The organism is Aliivibrio kagoshimensis, from assembly GCF_050337105.1.
Taxonomy (GTDB): domain Bacteria; phylum Pseudomonadota; class Gammaproteobacteria; order Enterobacterales; family Vibrionaceae; genus Aliivibrio_A; species Aliivibrio_A kagoshimensis.
The window spans coordinates 1-13,877 of the sequence record NZ_JAKJSQ010000084.1 but is presented as its reverse complement, the minus strand read 5'-3'; the positions used below and the strand labels follow the sequence as shown (position 1 = coordinate 13,877).

The window sequence follows — 13,877 nt, the reverse complement described above, 5'->3', positions numbered from 1 at the left end:
ATTTTATTGTGGTGATAAAAGTGAGATCACTAAACATCATGAATGTTCTTATCTAAATGAATTTATTTACTATTTGTCTCAGATTTGAGGGGATACCTCAGYGTCTGTCCCTGTCGCGATATTTTCAGCTGCGCGACACCTATTCTTGTTTATTAGGATTTTAGCTAAACAGCACACCTTGCGCTTCTTGGAGTTTTTTAGTTTCTAGATACCTTTTCCCTTGAAGTGTTGGATTGTTTTTTTTACCATCAATCACATCGATAACAGTTGCAACAGAATAACCAGTGATTTTGATATCTCCAACTTCATCTAGCTCTCGACCAATTCTTAAAACACATTTAATTGCAGAACCGTGCTTAAAGCTAACCATTTCAAGTAATACTTGCTCTTTAAACTCAGAATCATACATATCAAAACTAATCGTTTTTTCGTTATAAATGCCTTTCCATTTATAACGACCTTCTTTTAACACAGGTGAAATAATTTCAACTTCAGCAGTATCGTCAACTTCGGACTGTAATTTATTAGTAGAAAGTATGAAATGCCTAAAACTTTTTCGTGTAACCAACCTTTCATCAACGAAAGGTTCAAAGTTTGAATCGAGGGCATTAACCCCGACTTGAGTTATTTTATGATAGCYTGATAATTGTGAATACAAGTTTGAACGGCGTTTTACAATTTTTAAATTTTTATCTACATGTCTAGCCACTTTACCAATTACTTTCTTATCGACTTGCTGAACAGTTTTATCTTGAAGTTCAAGCTTCAATTTTTGTATATTTAACTTTTTTTCTTCAATTGTAAGCTGTTTTATTTCTTTTTCTAACGCGTCGATTTCAGGATCGTTCATCGGGATTCTTGAAAGAATTATTGTTGCTATTACTAATAACACAGTTATTTGGTTATTGTTCTTACCAAGTAGTTTCCAGAAGTCTCTTAAACCACCTGCACGGACAACTTCCGAGCTTATATCCATCGAAATAGAAAGGGTTTCTGCAATTTCAATGAGGATTGCAAGTACTTCTGCTTCGCATTTATTGCGAACCACGGCATTCATAGAGTGGCTATCATCATTAAAATAATAATGTAGTTCTAGTTTATCTGCACTACTCATCGTATAGGTATCTCCTGAATCCTAACATCTTATCACTCATAAATTTGTCTGAGCGTATCATACACATCTCCTAAAATTAGTGCGTTACCTCAAGTTATAAATTTCACATGTAGAAAGTAGGCTTTACATGGACGGTATAAAAAGTACAGTCAATGAGGCTTATTTATAGCCCACTACTTTCAACAATCATATGGATGGTTTTGTTAAATGCCTTCAAACAGCATATACTGAACCCACATGTTTGATGCGCATAATAGGTAGCAGTATGACAACTCAATACAACACACAAGGGATAAAAAAAGCAACTAATTTGACCTTAAACAGAGATCTTCTCGCTGAAGCTAAACGATTAAAAATAAACCTTTCTGCAACAATGGAAAAGGCTCTATTACAGGAAGTGAATAAGTTAAAAAGAGAGGAGTGGTTAGAACAAAACGCAGAAGCTATTGATGCTTGCAATGAAATGACCGAGAAGCACGGTCTTTTTTCTGATGCATACCGAGTACTTTAAATGCCGCAATTTACGCTATATAAAAACAAAGATAAAAGCTCATCTAAAACTTACCCTTACTTTGTCGATGTTCAAAGTGATTTAGTTGATAACCTCAATACTCGAATGGTCATCCCATTAATATCCACTAAATTACTTGGCAAAAAAGTACCTAGCCATCTCTGCCCAATTATCCATCTTGATGAAGGTGAGTTTGTATTATTAACTCAGCAGATGACAAGTGTGCCGGTTAAGATTCTCACCGATCCTGTTAATGAACTATCTACTTTTAGAAATCAAATAATTGCTTCAATTGATTTTTTAATCACTGGTATTTAACAAAAAAGCCCAACTTTCGCTGGGCTTGGTTTAGGTTATATCCGCTACTCTTTAGTGAGCTCTAGATGCGGTGCGACCGTACCCTGCTTTCTAGTGGCTAACTCTTCATACAGCTGCCATTTACGCTCCACCACCTTCTGCGCTTGGCCGGTTAACTCTTCGGCGATCTCAGGGTGAGAACGGCGTAGAATTTGGTAACGCGCTTCGTTAGAACGGTAATCTTGCAACGTAATCGTTGGTCGTAACGTATCTAATGAGAAGGCATTTTCACCGCTTTCACGTAGGCTTGGGTTGTATCTAAACAGAGGCCAATGACCAGATTTAACCGCTAACTGCTGCTGTTTTAGGCCCGCTTCCATGTCAATACCATGCGCAATACAGTGGCTGTATGCGATGATAATCGATGGTCCCGGATGCGCCTCGGCTTCACGCATAGCAAGCAACACTTGCTGTGGATCAGCGCCCAATGCAACACGGGCAACATAGACGTTATTGTATGAGATAGCTTGCATCGCAACGTCTTTCTTCACGGCGTGTTTACCGGCAGTGGCGAATTTTGCCACCGCGCCCAATGGGGTAGATTTTGACATCTGGCCACCCGTGTTGGAGTAGACTTCAGTATCCATCACCAATACGTTGACGTCTGCACCACTGGCTAACACGTGATCCAAACCACTTGAACCAATGTCGTATGCCCAGCCATCACCACCCACAATCCAAATCGAACGACGGATCAGCTGATCGGCGACCGAGATAAGGTTGCGGGCAGATTCTGTGTCAATCTTGTTTAATTTCTCTTTCAAGACCTCAACGCGTGCGATCTGCTGCTGAATCTCTGTCTCGGTTTTCTGTTCAACCGTGAGTAACTCTTCAATCAATGACACATCAATGGTGTTCTTAGGATCTTGTTTGAACTCCACCAATAACTGCTCGGCCATTTCGTGTTGCTTCACAGCGGCTAAACGGAATCCAAAACCAAACTCGGCGTTATCTTCAAACAGTGAGTTTGCCCAAGCTGGACCACGACCGTCTTTGTTTTGCGACCATGGCGTGGTTGGCAAATTACCGCCATAAATTGACGAACAACCTGTGGCATTAGCGATCATCAAACGGTCACCAAACAGCTGCGACATCAGTTTCAGGTACGGTGTCTCTCCACAACCTGAACACGCTCCAGAGAACTCAAACAGAGGTTGTAAGAACTGCGCGCCACGTACGTTAGAAAAATCAATTCTGCCGCGTTCGTTGTAATCAATCGACTCAAAGAAATCTAGGCTGCGTTTCTCTTGTTCAAGATACGGCGCTTTAGGCTGCATATTAATGGCTTTACGCTCTGGTTGCGTCTCGGTGGCTGGCTCGATCACCATAGGACAGGCGTCCACGCACAACGTACATCCCGTACAATCTTCAGCGTATACTTGCAAGGTATAGCGAGTATCAGGGAAACCTCGAGCCGTAATTGGCGCTGATTTGTAACCGTCCGGTGCGTCTTCTAAAATCGAGCGATCATAGAATTTGGCTCGAATAGCCGCATGAGGACAGACGATGCTACAGTTACCACACTGAATACAGGCGTCCTCTTCCCAAATTGGCAACTGCTGGGCGATGTTACGTTTTTCCCACTGCGTGGTAGCTGAAGGATAGGTACCATCAACAGGCAGTTGCGATACTGGGATCAGATCCCCTTTACCTGCCATCATCTGCGCGGTGACTTTTCGCACAAACTCAGGCGCTTTATCAGAGACAATCGCATTAGTTTTATCTTTGGCTGTAACGGTCGCTTGCACTTCAACTTCATAAAGATGCGCTAACGTATGGTCTACAGCAGCAAAGTTCTTCTGAACGATGGCGTCACCTTTCACCTGATAACTTTTCTTAATCGCTTTTTTGATTTTACTGATGGCCAGATCTTTTTCTAACACCCCGGATAAAGCGAAGAAACAGGTCTGCATAATGGTGTTAATACGGCTGCCCATGCCCGTATCTTTGGCCACTTTATAGGCATCAACCACATAGAGTTTCATGTTGCGCTCTATTAATTGTTGCTGCATTTTCGCCGGTAAAGTATCCCACAACTCGTCGGCTGGAACCGTTGAATTAAGTAGGAAAGTAGCGTTGTCTGTCGCTTTGGCCAACATATCCGTACTATCAAGGAAAGTGGCTTGGTGACAGGCAATAAAGTTCGCCGATTGTAATAAATATGGGCTGTTAATTGGCTGTTTACCAAATCGAAGGTGCGACTCGGTTTGTGACCCTGATTTTTTGGAATCATACACAAAGTAACCTTGCGCGTAGTAGTCCGGATCTTCACCGATTATTTTGATGGTGTTTTTGTTGGCTCCCACCGTTCCATCAGCGCCGAGACCATAGAACATGGCTCGAACTACATCTTGAGATTCAATATCAAAGCTTGCATCGTATTCGAGGTGCGAGTTTGACACATCATCAATAATACCGATGGTAAAGTGATGCTTAGGGGTTGGCAGTGCGGAGTTGTCAAAAATCGCTTTCACCATGGCTGGTGTAAACTCTTTGCTCGACAATCCATAACGACCCGCAATCAAGCGTGGCATGGTGGTAAACGGACAGTCGCTGTCTACCCCTACCGAGTCGATAAGCGCCGTTAACACATCTTGGAACAGAGGATCGGCATTAGCGCCTGGCTCTTTGGTTCTATCCAAAATGGTGATTTTCTTGGTGCTCAATGGCAATTCGGCAATGAAGTGCTTGGCTGAGAGTGGACGGTACAAGCGCACTTGCAGCACACCCACTTTTTCGCCTTTACTTACTAAGTACTCAACCGTCTCTTTCACCGTTTCGATGCCTGAACCCATGGCAATCACAATGTGCTCGGCGTCTTTATGACCATGGTATTCGAACAGTTTGTAGTTACGCCCCGTTAAAGTCGCCAATTTATCCATGCAGTTTTGCACGATTTCAGGCGTATTGGCGTAAAAAGGATTTACCGTTTCACGTCCTTGGAAGTAGACATCTGGGTTCTGTGCGGTACCACGAATAAACGGAGTATCAGGACTTAACCCTCTTTCACGATGCTGACGTACCAACTCATCTGAGATCATCTCTCTAATATGAGCATCGGAGATCAATTTCACTTTGTTCACTTCGTGCGAGGTTCTAAAACCATCAAAGAAGTGAATAAACGGAATGCGTGATTCCAGCGTTGCAGCGTGTGACACCAACGCCATGTCATGCGCTTCTTGCACAGATGATGAGGCCAATAGCGCAAAACCCGTACCACGAGCTGCCATAATATCTTGGTGATCACCAAAGATAGATAGACCTTGCGCTGCCAATGAACGTGCTGCTACATGGAAAACTGCCGAGGTTAATTCTCCGGCAATTTTGTACATATTGGGCAGCATCAGCATTAAACCTTGCGATGCGGTAAAGGTGGTGGTTAACGCACCACTTTGCAACGATCCGTGAACCGTACCTGCTGCGCCACCTTCACTCTGCATGGAAGCAATCAGTGGAATGTTACCCCAAATATTTCGCATGTCTTCTGCTGCCCATTGGTCAGCAAACTCGGCCATGGTTGATGATGGCGTGATTGGGTAGATGGCGCACACTTCACTGACGCGATAAGCAATATGCGCCGTGGCTTCGTTACCATCGCAGGTGTGCATTACCGATTCTGTCGACAGATTGTTTTTACTCTGCCAGGTTTTTTGGTGTTTCTCTTCTAATGTTTGAATTACTGTCATGATGCTCACCTACTCCGTTTCTGCCGCGATCATTTCTATCGCGTGACAAGGACATTGTGAATAGCAGGCTTCACAGCCCGTACACTTGTCATAATCAACCTTGTACCCCTTGCCTTCACCTAATGCAGTGATGGCGCCGTGCGGACAGGCAGCTAAACAGCCGTTACACTCAAAACAGTTGCCACATGAGTAGCAGCGCTGAGCTTCATACAGCGCCTCTTCTTGCGTTAAACCGCCTACCACTTCATCAAATGAACTGGATCGCTGTTTAACAGGAATGGCTGGTTGTTCACTCTGCTCGGCATCGGTTTTGTACCATAGGTGCAGCTTATCCAGTTTGATCAGTGGCTCTTTGATGATTTTGGTGTAGATACGGTTTTGTAAGAAGGCATCGATATTGGCTGCAGCTTTTTTACCGTGTCCTACTGCAATGGTCACGGTGCGGTCACACGGTACCATATCGCCACCAGCAAACAGGCCTTTGTAGCCTGTCATCATCTGCTCGTTCACCATAACGGTGCCGTCATATTTATACTCAACGCCCGGAATCGATTCGGTCAGCTTGGTATCGATATTTTGGCCTAGTGCTAAGATCAGTGAATCAATCTCAATGGTTTCGTATTCACCCGTTGGTTTAGGACGTCCATCAACAATCTCCATCTTCTCAAGGGTAAAGGTCTTACCGTCGATCTGATTGATGGTACGCTGCCAATGAAACTCAACACCCTCTTCCATCGCTTCGACACACTCAAAATCATGTGCTGGCATATTGGCACGATCTCGGCGATAGATAACCACTACCTCTGAGCCCATTCGACGTGCGGTACGCGCCGCATCCATCGCCGTATTACCGCCACCGTAAATGGCGACTCTTTTACCCAGTTTCGGCGCAGTGCCTAACTCGATATCGCGCAGATAAGTAACCGCATCATTGACCATCTCAGGGTTGTCATTGGGAATGTCCACCCCACGGCCTACATGCGCACCAATGGCAAGGAATACGGCATCAAAGTTGCCTTTAATTTTCTCAGCTAATAGATCTTCAACCGTATGATTAAGTACGATTTTAATGCCCATCGCTTCGATACGCTCTACTTCGCTGTGCAGAATATCTCGCGGTAGACGGTAGGCTGGAATACCAAAATGCATCATGCCACCTGCCATTGGGGCAGCATCACGGATCTCAACATCATGACCTTTGCGTTTTAGATGATACGCTGTGGCTAAACCACTTGGGCCAGCACCAACAATCAGTACTTTTTTCCCCGTTGGTTCTGCTTCAAAACGAACACGCCACTTCTGTTTAATAGCTTCATCACCTAAGTAACGCTCAACCGCATGCACGCTCACGGCTTGGTCAACATCGGCTCTGTTACACGCTGACTCACACGGGTGGTAACAGACACGACCATGAATGGCGGGCATTGGGTTGTTTTGGATTAATTGCTGGAAGGCTTCCTCGTATCTCTCTGACTGGGCAAGAGAGAGCCACGCTTGGATGTTACTACCCGTTGGACAGGCATGGTTACAAGGTGGGAGGGAGTTTGAGTAGACAGGTAATTTAGTGCGGACAGGACCAGACCCTTTTTTTGCTGTTAGATCGGGTGGCAGTGTCATATCCTTAGGACAATTGCTCATAATGTTCTACCTTTTAGATGGTAAAAATGCACCACTGTTATCATTAATTATAGGGTGCATTACTCTTATATCTCTGTGCTTTACATGTTTTACGCCATTGCGACACATGTCCCAGCTTCTTCTGCTAATACTTCAACACTCTGCTCTAGAGCGCCGATGTATGCACGACCACCAAACTGAGCAAAATCAGAAGCGGCCTCAACTTTTGGTCCCATAGAACCAGCTGGGAAGTGATGCTTAGCGAGCTCGGCTGGTGTGACATTGTTGAGTGCTCGTTGGTTATCTGTTCCCCAATCCAGGTAAACCGCATCTGCATCCGTTAAGATCAACAGCTTTTCTGCGCCTAACTGTTTCGCCAGTAACGTTGCAGAGAGATCTTTATCGATAACCCCTTCAACACCGACAAAACCGCTTTCAGCACGGCAAACAGGGATACCGCCACCGCCACAACAGATTACAATGTTGCCAGCACCTAGCAGGGTATCGATGGATTTCTTATCAACGATATTAAGCGGTTTTGGAGATGGCACTACGCGACGCATATATTCGCCATCTGCCTTCATGATCCAGTTATTGGCTTCAGCTAGTGTTGCAGCTTCTTCTTTGTTATAAACCGGTCCAACGAACTTAGAGGGATCTGCCATGCTGTTATCATTGGCATCAATTTCGATACGCGTCAGCAACGTAGACACTTCTGTTTGTGGAATTAAGTTCTGTAACTCTTGCGCCAACATATACCCAATCATGCCTTGGCTCTCAGCACCTAGAACATCCAATGGATATGGGGCAACTTCTTCGTACGCTAGGTTCTGCAGCGCCAATAGCCCAACTTGTGGACCATTACCATGTACGATGGCAACGTTATAGTCATTGGCTAATCTTGCGATCGCTTTGGCCGCTATCTTAATATTCGTCAATTGATTATCGCAAGTTGGTGCATCACCACGACGAAGAAGCGCATTGCCTCCTAGGGCAACGACAGCTGTTGGTTTCATATGTACTCCTAAACGTTCAAACCATTAAAATAACTCTCCCCAATCCTATTATTGGAGGAAAGGTTTACGGTGAATAAAGCGGCCATTCCCGGCTTTCCCCATAAATTCACCATTGCACGCCACAACATCACCACAGCTGATGGTCATTACCGGCCAGCCGTGACTCTCAATGTCTTCAAATGGGGTGTAATCAATGTTGTCGTGCAATAAATCTTGGCTAATGGTGACCTTCTGTTTCGGGTCAAATAGCACTAAATCAGCATCAGAACCTACCGCTAAACACCCTTTTTGTGGGTATAATCCAAACAGTTTGGCCGGCATGTAACTGGTTAATTCAACGAAATGACTTGGGGTAATACGCCCAGACATCACGCCTTCTGAAAACAGCAGCGGCATACGAGTTTCAACTCCAGACATCCCATTTGGACATTTGGTGAAATCCTCTTTACCTTGCAGTTTTTGTGTTTGGTAGTTAAATGAACAGTGGTCTGTCGCTACCGTATCGATGCTACCATCACATAAGCCTTGCCACATTTTCTCTAGCTCTTCTTTTGGTCTAAGTGGTGGGCTAAGAATGTATTTCACCGCATCATCACGCTCATAACAGCTCTCATCTAACAGCAAATACTGTGGGCAGGTTTCTGCCCAGACAGGTTGCTTGTTTTTACGCGCTAAACGAATGTAATCAAGGCCTAACCCGTTAGAGAGATGTACGATGTACAGTGGCGTATTGTCAGCCAAACGTGCCAGGTTGATCATTCTCGAAATGGCTTCCGCTTCACACTCAAGTGGACGGCTAACTGCGTGATATTTTGCGGCGGTTTTTCCCTCTTCAATCAACTTGCTACGACGCAGAGCAATAGCAGCATCATTTTCAGGGTGAACGGCGGTCAATGCGTTGACTTTATTTAGCTGATGCAGGGCTCGAAGCACCTCATCATCGTTCAGTTTGTAACCATAAGTGAGGTACATCTTAAAACTTGAGATGCCCTCTTCTTCCACCATCGATTGCATCTCAGAAAGGATTTCATCATTGACGTGTTGAATCACGCCGTGAAAGCTGTAGTCGATAACGGCTTTATCAAACGCATACTCTTTATAGACTTTAAGTTGATGATGAAGATTGCAATTTTTAGGGCCAAAACCCATATGGTCGATAATCATAGTGGTGCCACCGCACGCCGCCGAACGGGTTCCGGTGTAGAAATCGTCAGCACTGCGGCTGATACCAACATCGATATTGAAGTGGGTATGAACATCAATTCCGCCAGGCATTACATAGAGGCCAGCCGCATCGATAATATTGGTGTTTGATGGGTAATCGGTGATGACAGAAGCAATTTGAGAAATTTTGCCATCTTCAATTAGAATCTGTTGTTTGGTTTCACTGTGCGCATCAACGACTACCCCATTTTTAATTAGGGTTGATTTAGTGTCCAAATCATAATCGGTGAGCAGTGGTTTGCAATTCAGTGACATACCCGTGTCCTTTGTCTCTTCATAACGTGAAAACCGTCTTGAAACTCTTACCATCGAAAATAAGCAGTCAAACCGATAGTTTCAAGACGGGGAATTAATTGAGGCTATCCAAATAGATAGCCTCGGGTTGTGACTCTATTTTTTAATTTCTTCAAGGTACATCTGAGGAATAACCGCGTACATTGCTGCACAAGTTACTAGATGATCTTTCCACGTTTTTTCGTTTGGAGCGTGTGCTTCAGGCTCTTTACCAGGACCGAAACCGATGACTGGGATACCGTGACGACCCATGATAGATACGCCATTAGTAGAGAACGTCCACTTATCAACAGTCGGTTTCTTGTCAAACAGTAGCTCGTAAGACGCTTCCAATGTTTTGGTTGCTACGTGCTCAGAGTCAATTTTCCATGTAGGGAAGTAACACTCTGTTGGGTAAACAAGGCCTGTGTATGCAGGACGGTTGTATTCGTACATAGACACCACACCGCCAGCGGCTTTAACCGCAGGTAGAGCACGAATCTCTTCTAGTGCGCCTTCCCATGTTTCGCCCCACGTTAGACGACGGTCAATAGAGACCGCACAGCTATCAGCAACCGCACAACGGCTTGGAGATGTAAAGAAGATTTCAGAAACCGTTAGTGTGCCTTTACCTAGGAAATCGTCATCGCCAAGGTTTTGAGATAGACCTTCTAACTCACCTAATACACGACCCATTTTGAAGATAGCATTGTCGCCACGCTCAGGTGCAGAACCGTGACAGCTCACACCAGGTACGTCGACACGGATTTCCATACGGCCACGTTGACCACGGTAGATTTGGCAATCTGTTGGCTCAGTAGAAACAACGAACTCAGGGCGGATGTTACTCTGCTCGATAATGTACTGCCAGCATAGACCATCACAATCTTCTTCTTGCACAGTACCTGTTACAAGCAGTGTATACTCATCTTCAAGACCGAGATCTTTGATGATTTTACCCGCGTAAACCATTGACGCCATGCCGCCTTCCTGATCAGACGTACCACGACCACCGATCACTTCATCATCTTCCATTCCTTCGTACGGGTCGAAGTCCCAGTTATCTAGGTTACCCACACCAACAGTATCGATGTGTGCATCCATCGCAATTAAGTGTGGTCCGTGACCAATCCAACCTAATACGTTACCCATAGGATCGATCTCTACTTTATCGAAACCTACTTTTTCCATCTCTTCTTTAATTCTTAAGACAACCTTCTCTTCGTCACAGCTCTCACTTGGAATCGCGATCATGTCACGTAGGAAGCGGCTCATGTCAGCTTTGTACTCTTGCGCTTTTTCTAGCACTGTGTTGAACGGAATATTCATAGTCATTGGTATTACTCCTTCTGTCAGGCGGTGCGTCACCAACCTGACCTTTATTTATAATTAGATTAATTGTCTTGGATTAAGCCGTTGTTGCGAATTTACCGCCCCAAACAACGTCACGATAGTTCACCGGATCCGTATCACCTTCGGTGTTGATAAGCAGAACCACAGAGTCACTGTTTAGCCCTAATTTGCTCATCAACTCTTTTTTCTCTTCATGGGTATGTACCGCGGCAAGTAGACCAGCACCGACTGCGCCAGACTCACCAGAAACCACACGAGCATCGTCGCCAAGTGGGTTACCCAATACGCGCATACCTAACGCAGCAACTTTGTCATCACAAGAGATAAACTGTGTTGCGCAGTCACGCAGTACCGGCCAACCAAGTGGGTTCGGCTCGCCACAAGCCAGACCAACCATGATGGTGGCAAGGTCGCCATCTACGTTAACCATGTCGCCTTTATCACTGATACCAGAGCGATAGATACAATCAGCCAGCTCGGGTTCAATCACGATAGAGTGCAAGTTTTTAGCGCCATATAAATCACATAAGTAACCCAATACGCCACCCGCTAATGCACCAACACCGGCTTGTAAAACGACGTGAGTTGGTTGTTTGATGCCCTGTTCAGCCATCTGCTCAACCGCTTCTGCTGCTAATGTGGTATAGCCTTGCATGATCCACGTTGGGATTTTTTCGTACCCTTCCCACGCGGTATCTTGTACGACTTTCCAACCATTCTCTTCAGACGTTTTGATAGCCAAACGAACGGTATCGTCATAGTTCATGTCAGTAACAATACACTCAGCACCCAATGCACGAATGTTGTTCACTCGCTCATCCGCAGCACCTTTTGGCATGTATACCACAGCATTTTGGCCAAGTTTATCAGCCGCCCATGCCACGCCACGTCCATGGTTACCATCGGTAGCAGTAGCAAAAGTCATCTTCTCTTTGATGTCATTTTTTAGCTGGGCAAAATCAAACTTATTGATATCAAGGTTGTATTCGTCACATAGAAGACGAGCAATGGCGTATGCGCCACCCAACATTTTGAATGCACAAAGATCAAATCGCTGTGACTCATCTTTAACTAAGATTTTTCCAACACCAATCTCTTTGGCTAGGCAGTCTAGAGATTGCAGTGGCGTTGGCTTATAGCCTTCGACTTTTTGATGAAACGAACGCGCTTTTTCGGCTTCCGCTTGAGTAAACAGAGGAGATAACTGACCGTTAAAGTGTTTGTTATCAGCGATCTCCATTTTTAATGAAAATGTAGCCACAATAGACCTCACTATGCTTTTAAGAAGAGAAGGAGGTGAGAGCCACCCCCTTTTAGTTGATTACTATTTAACGCGCTTTTCTGCCGCATCAAGCATTTCTTGAATAACCAGTCCAGGCTCTTGGTACTTACGGTTTAAGATCATTGATGCGATGATATATGGCTTCCAGCTTGCTTCTTTGTATGTAGCGATACGGTATTTTTCGAATACTGACTCTTCTACTTCACCCTCTTTACAAGAAACACCAGTGATATCAGCAGGTAGACAGTGCATGTATAGCGCTTCACCCTCTTTGGTCTTTGTCATCATCTCTTCAGTACAGTGCCAATCTTTGTGCAATGCATTCTGTGCTAGACACTCTTTTTCAAGAGATTTCAGGCCTTCATGATCGTTAGCACGTAGCATCGTAGTACGGCGCTCCATTACTTGGTAAGGCGCCCAAGATTTAGGATATACGATGTCAGCACCTTCAAATGCTTCTTCCATTGAAGAGACTTGAGTAAACGTACCACCAGAAGCAACCGCATTTTTCTTCGCTTCTTCTACTACTTCAGGAATCAGGTCGTAACCTTCAGGGTGAGCCAGTGTTACGTCCATTCCGAAACGTGTCATCAGACCAATGATGCCCTGTGGCACTGAAAGTGGCTTGCCGTAGCTTGGCGAGTATGCCCAAGTCATGGCAATCTTTTTGCCTTTAAGCGCTTTAAGGTCACCGAAGTGCTCTTCAAGCCATGCAAGGTCAGCCATAGACTGTGTTGGGTGGTCAATATCACACTGTAAGTTAACTAGAGCAGGACGGTGAGGAAGTACGCCCTCTTTTACACCATCATCAAGGGCTTCACCCACTTCACGCATGTAAGCATTACCAGCACCTAAGTACATGTCATCACGGATACCGATTGCATCAGCACAGAAAGAGATCATGTTAGCGGTTTCACGAACTGTCTCGCCGTGAGCGATTTGAGATTTACCTTCGTCAAGATCCTGTTGTGCAAGACCCAACATGTTGATTGCAGAAGCGTAAGAGAAACGAGTACGTGTTGAATTATCACGGAAAAGAGAGATGCCAAGACCATTTTTGAATACGTTGGTCGCTACATTTTCTGCTCTTAACATTTTCAATGCTTTAGCGGTCTTCAATACACGCTCTAGCTCTTCAGGAGATTGCTCCCATGTTAATAAGAAGTCTTTTTGATGTAGCTCAGATTTAAGTGCGTTGATTTCCTTGATAAGCTCATTGATATTTTTCATTATATATTCCTAATTCGTTAATATTTGTATCCAAAAGTATTGTTTCTTGTATCTAAATCTTTCATGGGATTGTTGCGTTTGATTACATATATCCAAGAAGTATGCCAAGAATGCATAATTTTTTAATCTCATAAAAATCAATTAGTTAACAATCCCATATAAAATAACTATCATTTCTCTTCTCTTTTCATCTCAGTGATAGTGACCAAAATGA

Annotated in this window: 10 protein-coding genes; 2 read left to right on the top strand and 8 right to left on the bottom strand. The window is 44.5% G+C overall.

The genetic code is table 11. The features are described 5' to 3' along the window. Positions 1-160 precede the first annotated feature (160 nt). Positions 161-1,114 carry a hypothetical protein gene (locus L4C32_RS18390; protein ID WP_428198354.1) on the bottom strand — a complete coding sequence of 318 codons (954 nt, stop codon included), beginning with the start codon at positions 1,112-1,114 and terminating at the stop codon, positions 161-163. Positions 1,115-1,379: 265 nt separating this feature from the next. Between L4C32_RS18390 and L4C32_RS18385 the strand changes: the two genes are divergently transcribed. Continuing rightward, on the top strand, positions 1,380-1,625 hold the full coding sequence (locus L4C32_RS18385) for a type II toxin-antitoxin system CcdA family antitoxin (protein WP_428198353.1): 246 nt from the start codon (positions 1,380-1,382) through the stop codon (positions 1,623-1,625). Beyond that, on the top strand, positions 1,626-1,943 hold the full coding sequence (locus L4C32_RS18380; protein WP_428198352.1) for a CcdB family protein: 318 nt from the start codon (positions 1,626-1,628) through the stop codon (positions 1,941-1,943). A 44-nt stretch (positions 1,944-1,987) separates the two neighbouring features. On the opposite strand, the gene nifJ is transcribed toward L4C32_RS18380, so the two are convergent. The 7 genes from nifJ to ygeW form a co-directional block, all read right to left on the bottom strand. Beyond that, positions 1,988-5,668: a pyruvate:ferredoxin (flavodoxin) oxidoreductase gene (gene nifJ / locus L4C32_RS18375; RefSeq protein WP_428198351.1), complete on the bottom strand. Its 3,681-nt coding sequence runs from the start codon at positions 5,666-5,668 to the stop codon at positions 1,988-1,990. A 9-nt stretch (positions 5,669-5,677) separates the two neighbouring features. Further along, positions 5,678-7,306: an NAD(P)-binding protein gene (locus L4C32_RS18370; protein ID WP_428198350.1), complete on the bottom strand. Its 1,629-nt coding sequence runs from the start codon at positions 7,304-7,306 to the stop codon at positions 5,678-5,680. Between the two features lie 89 nt (positions 7,307-7,395). Continuing rightward, positions 7,396-8,301, bottom strand: a complete 906-nt coding sequence (locus L4C32_RS18365; RefSeq protein ID WP_428198349.1) for a carbamate kinase — start codon at positions 8,299-8,301, stop codon at positions 7,396-7,398. A gap of 48 nt (positions 8,302-8,349) precedes the next feature. Then, the gene (gene hydA / locus L4C32_RS18360) at positions 8,350-9,780 is read right to left on the bottom strand and encodes a dihydropyrimidinase (protein WP_428198348.1); all 1,431 of its coding nucleotides are present in this window, start codon (positions 9,778-9,780) and stop codon (positions 8,350-8,352) included. Positions 9,781-9,915: 135 nt separating this feature from the next. Continuing rightward, positions 9,916-11,133, bottom strand: a complete 1,218-nt coding sequence (locus L4C32_RS18355; protein ID WP_428198347.1) for a YgeY family selenium metabolism-linked hydrolase — start codon at positions 11,131-11,133, stop codon at positions 9,916-9,918. Between the two features lie 73 nt (positions 11,134-11,206). Further along, the gene (gene dpaL / locus L4C32_RS18350; protein ID WP_428198346.1) at positions 11,207-12,412 is read right to left on the bottom strand and encodes a diaminopropionate ammonia-lyase; all 1,206 of its coding nucleotides are present in this window, start codon (positions 12,410-12,412) and stop codon (positions 11,207-11,209) included. Positions 12,413-12,475: 63 nt separating this feature from the next. Beyond that, positions 12,476-13,663 (bottom strand): knotted carbamoyltransferase YgeW, encoded by a 1,188-nt coding sequence (ygeW, locus tag L4C32_RS18345; protein ID WP_428198345.1) that lies wholly within the window; start codon positions 13,661-13,663, stop codon positions 12,476-12,478. Positions 13,664-13,877 lie beyond the last annotated feature (214 nt).